Origin of the sequence: Neorhodopirellula pilleata (genome assembly GCF_007859915.1) — a bacterium.
GTDB lineage: Bacteria > Planctomycetota > Planctomycetia > Pirellulales > Pirellulaceae > Rhodopirellula > Rhodopirellula pilleata.
Genome location: NZ_SJPM01000002.1, coordinates 1,057,717 through 1,063,716 on the forward strand (window position 1 = coordinate 1,057,717; position 6,000 = coordinate 1,063,716).

Here is a 6,000-nt window from a genome sequence, read left to right on the forward strand (position 1 = left end):
TCATCTCTGGCCAAGCCTGTTCGTGTCGAATCCCCCTATCTTCAATTGACGCGGCAAGAACAGTTCTTCTAGGGTCGTTGTCATGTTCTGTTCCGGAATAGCGAAACGAGCGACTACTTCGATTTCGAAGACCCATCCGCGTCATCATGCCATGGCGATCGGCCTGATCACGCTCATGTTCGTTTCTAGCGGATGCGCGACCGCACGTTATCTGCAGAACCGCCCGTTTCGCGACAACGCGCTGGCCCAATCACTCAATTTGATGCAGTGGCAAGGTCCAGAGATCAGCCAGCGAACACAAGGGACGCTGCGTCGATACGGACTGAGCGAAACGTACGATCAGAACAGTCAAATCTGCATCGACAAATTAAGGACGCTGAACTACCAAAACCTCGACTCCGAGTTGACCTACGCGGTGAGCGAGTTGGCGTATGTCGAAGGCAAGAAAGCCGAACGCCGTGGGCAAAGCAGCGATGCGATGAATCACTACGGGATCGCACTGACAACAAGCTATCGATACCTTTTTGGCGACCAGCTCGCCGAAGTTCGCAATCAGTACGATCCCCAGTTCCGTGCCGTTTGCGATCTGTACAACGAATCGCTCGAAGACCTATTGCGGGTGCTGTGCAGCGAGAATCGATTGCGTCCTGGCCAGACCTACACGATCCAAACGGCCGATCGCAAGTTTGTGATCCGGACTGAAATGCGAGGTGCCTGGAAACCCGACGAATTCGATCGCTATGAGTTCACAAGCGATTTCGATATTAAAACGCTGCGCAACCGACACACGACGTTCGGGCTCGGAGTGCCCCTGGTCGCCGTCCGAAAACCTCGATCGGGCGATGACGAGCGTGAAAAGTACTACCCCGAGGGATTGTCTTATGCGGTCACGGCGTTGCTACGGTGTTCAACCGGAGTCGCTGATCAAGCAGGTTTGAACACAGCTCAAGCTTCCCACACAAATGACGTGACCGGTGGGGCGACGACGAAGCTCGCCACCTACCAAATAGCGACTCCGAACTCGCACATTCCCTCAACCGACGAAACGCCGGTATGCGTGCTGGAATTCTTCGACCCGTTGCGAGCCAACCAGATCAAGCTAGCGGACGACTGGGTCCCGTTGGAAACGGACCTCACGACGCCGCTGGCGTACTTTCTCGACTCAGACGAATACCGCAAACGCGACCGGGCTACCGAAGGTTTGCTCGATCCAGACGACGCTCAACAAAAACGTGGTCTGTACATGCTCGAACCTTACGACCCCAATCGCATTCCCGTGTTGATGGTACATGGTCTATGGTCGTCGCCCCTGACGTGGATGGACATGTTCAACGATCTACGCAGCTTTCCCGAAATTCGCCAACGCTATCAGTTTTGGTTCTACCTCTATCCGTCTGGACAACCGTTTTGGATTAGTGCAACTCAACTGCGCAGCGATCTGTTCGCGATGCGGCAGACCTTCGATCCGACGGGCCAAGATCGTGCGATTGATAACACGGTTTTGGTCGGGCACAGCATGGGCGGTCTGATTGCTCGGATGCAAACGATTGATAGCGGCGATGATTTTTGGAACATCGTGACCGATCAACCGCGTGAGAAGCTCCGTGGACCACCGGATGATGTGAACAAACTTGTCAGCGCATTGGATTTCCGGCCCAACAAGTCCGTCAGTCGCGTGATCACCATCGGCACTCCTCATCACGGCAGCAATCGAGCCAGCACGGCGGCGCGTTGGCTCGCCAGCAAGGTGATCAAGCTTCCCAAGATGGCCGTTTCGACGAGCACGCGTTTGACCCGCGCCAATCCCGGATTCTTTCGGGATACGCGTTTGCTAACCGAAGCCAACGCGATCGATTCCTTGGCACCCGACTCGCCCATCTTCCCGGTGATGCTGCGAGCCAAGAAAGCACAACACGTTCGATTTCACAATATCATCGGCGTGTTAGAGGATCCGCCTTTACTTGCCGGACGCAATCACCGCGGCGATGGCGTGGTGGAATACAGCAGCGCGAAAATGGATGACGTTCAAAGTGAATTGATCGTCGACGCAACTCACACGACCGTCCACATGAAGGGGAAAACGATCTTCGAAGTTCGCCGAATTTTGCTGAAACATCTCGACGAAGTCGACTCGGAAGATCGTTTGGCGTGGGACGCCCCGGCTAGGACGCCCCTGTCCGCCGACGGAGCCGAAGGTTTGATCTCAGATCCTAGGTTCCGTTATGAAAACCCGGAAACAGCTCGGTCGGTTTATCAGCTCACCGGACAATTGCGGTAGCGCAAGCACCTAATGCTCGTCCCCAGGCTCCCGTCTGGGAACGCACTGCGTCGGAGGCTCCCGCCTTTCGATCCCCAGGTTCCGTACCGACTCGCCAGGCGAAAGCCCACGATGCATTGAGAGTCCAGGCGAAAGCCCTCTTTACCCTGCACAAGTCATTATGTATCGCTCCCCTGCCAGCTCGTTTGGCAGGAAGCCGAGGTTGGCAAGCTAGACACAAGCCGCAACTTGCGCAAACCACCGCGTTTCACTTGTGCTCGCCGCTTCAAGCGGCGAGCACAAGTGAAACGCGGTGGACTGGGAGGGCGTCGGTGTCTAGCTTGCGAACCTTAGCATCGCGTGAACAATAAGTGATGGATTCTTAACGTGGCGTCGACTTTCAGTCGACGTTTCAGGGTTTGGCGACTGAAAGTCGCCACCACTTAATGTTCACGCGAACCTTATTCACCCGCGAGACGAGCTCGTGGGGGTCAAAAAAGATGTGGGGTATAAAGAGGGCGGAAGCCTGGGAACCAGCTTTAACCTGAGCTAAATTCGGCGACACGGAAAAACCGCTATTTTTCATTCAATTGATTCGCCTTAACGGTCGATGAAACATCTAGGGAGGCGGAGGCGGTGCGCGATGACTGAAAGTCCATCGTGAACATATCTGCTGTAATACTAGCTCGAACGAAGTCGATCTGTCGGATCGTCGCGGTCACGATCGTTTGCTTGGCCAGCGGTTGTTCGTTGGTTCCTGAAACACGGACCCGGGATGTGATGCACAATCCGTTCCCGCAACTCAAACGCGTCGCCGTGTTGCCGTTCTTTAACCAGAGCGAACAACCGAACCTCGACGGAGACGCGGTTGCCCGAGCCTATTACGCGGCGTTGCAAGCGATTCCAGGCTTTGAAGTACTGCCGGTCGGTGTGACGGCGATGCAGTGGCAAGCATACTCGTCCCAGTTCGGTGAACCGCGAACCGGTGCGGAGTTCCAACGCCTTGCTCAAATGATGGATGTCGAAGCCATCGTCGTCGGATCGGTTACCGATTACGACGCTTACTACCCACCTCGCATGGCGATGACCGTTCACTGGTACGCGGCGAGCGAAGGTTTCCATCCGATCCCGGCCGGTTACGGTTTACCCTGGGGAACCAAGGGCGAAGAAAAAATCCCCGCACGGATCGTTCGTGAAGCGGAATTTGAACTCGCCCGCAGTCAACTCAAGACCCAGATTCCACAGGAAGCAACCGCGCCGATCGATCGCCCGGTTCGCGTCCGATCCGAAGCGAGAGACACTTCCATGGAACCCGACTCGGTGACCGCACTGGAACTGCCGCCAAGTGATGACCCGTGGGGAGTCGCGGCTCTTGCTCAACCAAAGCAACAAACCAATCCGTTGCGTCAGATTCAATTCGACCAGGCCGTCGCCGAACACCAGATCTTGACACCGACGAACGAACCTTTTGCCGGATCGACTCAACAGATCCCGTCTGAAATGGACGCGATGGCGATCGAGTTCGAGTCGGTGCCGATTGAAGAATCGTTCGAGCCCTATCAGGTTGCGAACGATTGGATCGAACCGGCTCCCTTGCCACCGGATTGGCCCGAGCCGACCGACCTGATCCCGGATGCTCCGTCGCCTGTGCCGCCGGTCATGATCCGTCAACACGAACCTGTTTTAACGCACACCCGATTATACCGCGGCGACGATCCGTACTTCACGCAACGATTAACCGATTATGTCGAAACGGGCGATGATGCACGCGGGATGTCTTGGCAGGGTTATATCAAACGTAGCGAAGATTTCATTCGTTTCTGTTGTCACCTCCACATCACCGAAATGTTGGAAGCTCGTGGCGGACGAGACCCATCGGACCTCATTTTACGATGGCCTGTCAGCCGATACTGAGTCGCAGCGAACCTCCCCGCCGCCTCTCTACTCAGGACGAGTCACTCGATGGAAACGGAAGTAAACGTATTGGCATTAGTCAAAGGCGAAGAGAAATTCATTTTCTTATTCGATGACGAGAACCGTGACGAAACGCTGCGACAACTCGCTCGTTTCGCAGCCAATCCCGATTTGGATTTTTCGTGGTACGACGCCGCGATGTTGTCCCGCAAGATTCGCGAAACCGTCTTGGTCGAAAGCGACGAAGAGATGGCGAGCGAGGAGTTCGATTCGTTGTCGATCGACGACTTTGCTTAGAGCTTCCGCCATATGGCCAACGCCCAACTGACATCGACGATTACTCGTTTCTTGCGATACATGGCGACCGAGCGCAATGCGTCGGACTTGACCATCAAAGCGTATCGTGAAGACTTGTTCGGGTTCACCGCATGGATTCAAGAGGGCGGCGGCCCGACGTCGACTGAAGCGTTGACTCCGACTCATTTACGCCAGTTTCAGGCGGCGTTGCAACAAGCGGATTACGCTCGGAGCACGATCTCAAGAAAACTCGCCTCACTGCGTAGTTTTTTCAAGTTCGCGATGCGAGACGGCGTCGCGTCGACCAACCCCGCCAAGCCGCTTCGCAACCCGCGTCAAAGTCGCAAGTTGCCGCATGTGTTATCCAACGATGAAGTCGGGCGTTTGCTCGTCGCACCGCCTGCCCACGACGTTGCGGGCTTGCGAGATCGCGCGATCCTTGAAACGATGTACTCTTCCGGTTTACGAGTCAGCGAACTGGTTGGCCTTCGCGACGGTGATTTGGACTTTGGTCAAGGCATCACCCGCGTGCGTGGAAAAGGACGTAAAGAGCGTATTAGCCCTTTGGGTTCCTACGCGATCGAAGCGATCCGCGCTTACGCGGCCCGTCGTTGCCGTTCAACCGAGGCTGAAAAACTTGGCCAAGCCGCTCCCGTTTTTGTCAATCGATTCGGCAATATCTTGACCACTCGCAGTGTCGGTCGAATGCTCGACAAATACATTGCCGAAACCGGACTGGATTCGCGAACGAGCCCTCACACGCTGCGTCATTCCTTCGCCACGCATTTGCTCGATCGCGGAGCCGATATCCGTAGCGTTCAAGAACTTCTCGGCCACAAATCTCTAACGACCACGCAAATCTACACCCACGTTAGCGCAACGAACCTGCGAACGATCTACGAAAAGGCACACCCAAGGGCGCTTTAGTTGTATCCCGAATGACAACAATTAGCCGATGGGCGTAAGCACCGGTTAACGGCCGTGGAAACCGCCGCTAACGGGCTGTTGATTTGGTTTGCATCGTAACCCGAAGCGTGAGCTTTGAAGTTGCGCTTATTGGAGAGTTTATCATACGGCGATTCGGTATTCTTGGGGAATCGAGGCGGCGAGTAAACGTTGCAGCTTTTTGAGGCCGCCGGAAGTTTTTGTTCTTTTTTCGATGTACCTCAGTTGTTCGCGCTCGCTGGCTTGCCGCACGGCATGGCACAGCCCGTGAAGTCGTTGTCGTTGCCACCATTGGCGGCAATCTTTGCTAAGCCGCCGGTCGAGCATGTGCGTGATCCGCTCGTGCTCCAGGTACAGCACCGTCGTGATCGCTAAATTCACCCAGGCTTCGACGGCGCGAAAGTCGATGAAGCTGTACTGGCCGAAGCCGAGCGTGGACTTCAATTCCTTGAAGAACAACTCAATCGTCCAGTCATACTGCCTCCATAGAAGTCGGGGTTATTCTTCCGTCGGTATTTGCTAGCATTATTCCCCAGCTGAATCCGAATTCGGGTTCGGTTTGGGTGTGATCAGGGCGCGAGGATAGG

The 6,000-nt window shown here is 55.3% G+C and carries 5 protein-coding genes; 4 read left to right on the top strand and 1 reads right to left on the bottom strand.

What is annotated here, in order from left to right; genetic code table 11:
• The first annotated feature begins 175 nt into the window (after positions 1 to 175).
• The 4 genes from Pla100_RS08960 (at position 176) to xerC (ending at position 5,395) form a co-directional block, all read left to right on the top strand.
• The gene (locus Pla100_RS08960) at positions 176 to 2,278 is read left to right on the top strand and encodes an esterase/lipase family protein (RefSeq protein WP_146577275.1); all 2,103 of its coding nucleotides are present in this window, start codon (positions 176 to 178) and stop codon (positions 2,276 to 2,278) included.
• Positions 2,279 to 2,923: 645 nt separating this feature from the next.
• Entirely contained in the window at positions 2,924 to 4,171 is a 1,248-nt protein-coding gene (locus tag Pla100_RS08965) for a hypothetical protein (protein ID WP_390620584.1), read from the top strand.
• Between the two features lie 48 nt (positions 4,172 to 4,219).
• Positions 4,220 to 4,468: a hypothetical protein gene (locus Pla100_RS08970; RefSeq protein ID WP_146577277.1), complete on the top strand. Its 249-nt coding sequence runs from the start codon at positions 4,220 to 4,222 to the stop codon at positions 4,466 to 4,468.
• A gap of 27 nt (positions 4,469 to 4,495) precedes the next feature.
• Positions 4,496 to 5,395: a tyrosine recombinase XerC gene (gene xerC / locus Pla100_RS08975; protein ID WP_146577393.1), complete on the top strand. Its 900-nt coding sequence runs from the start codon at positions 4,496 to 4,498 to the stop codon at positions 5,393 to 5,395.
• A gap of 141 nt (positions 5,396 to 5,536) precedes the next feature.
• Here xerC and Pla100_RS08980 read toward each other — a convergent pair whose 3' ends face one another.
• The gene (locus Pla100_RS08980; RefSeq protein WP_146577278.1) at positions 5,537 to 5,857 is read right to left on the bottom strand and encodes a hypothetical protein; all 321 of its coding nucleotides are present in this window, start codon (positions 5,855 to 5,857) and stop codon (positions 5,537 to 5,539) included.
• Positions 5,858 to 6,000 lie beyond the last annotated feature (143 nt).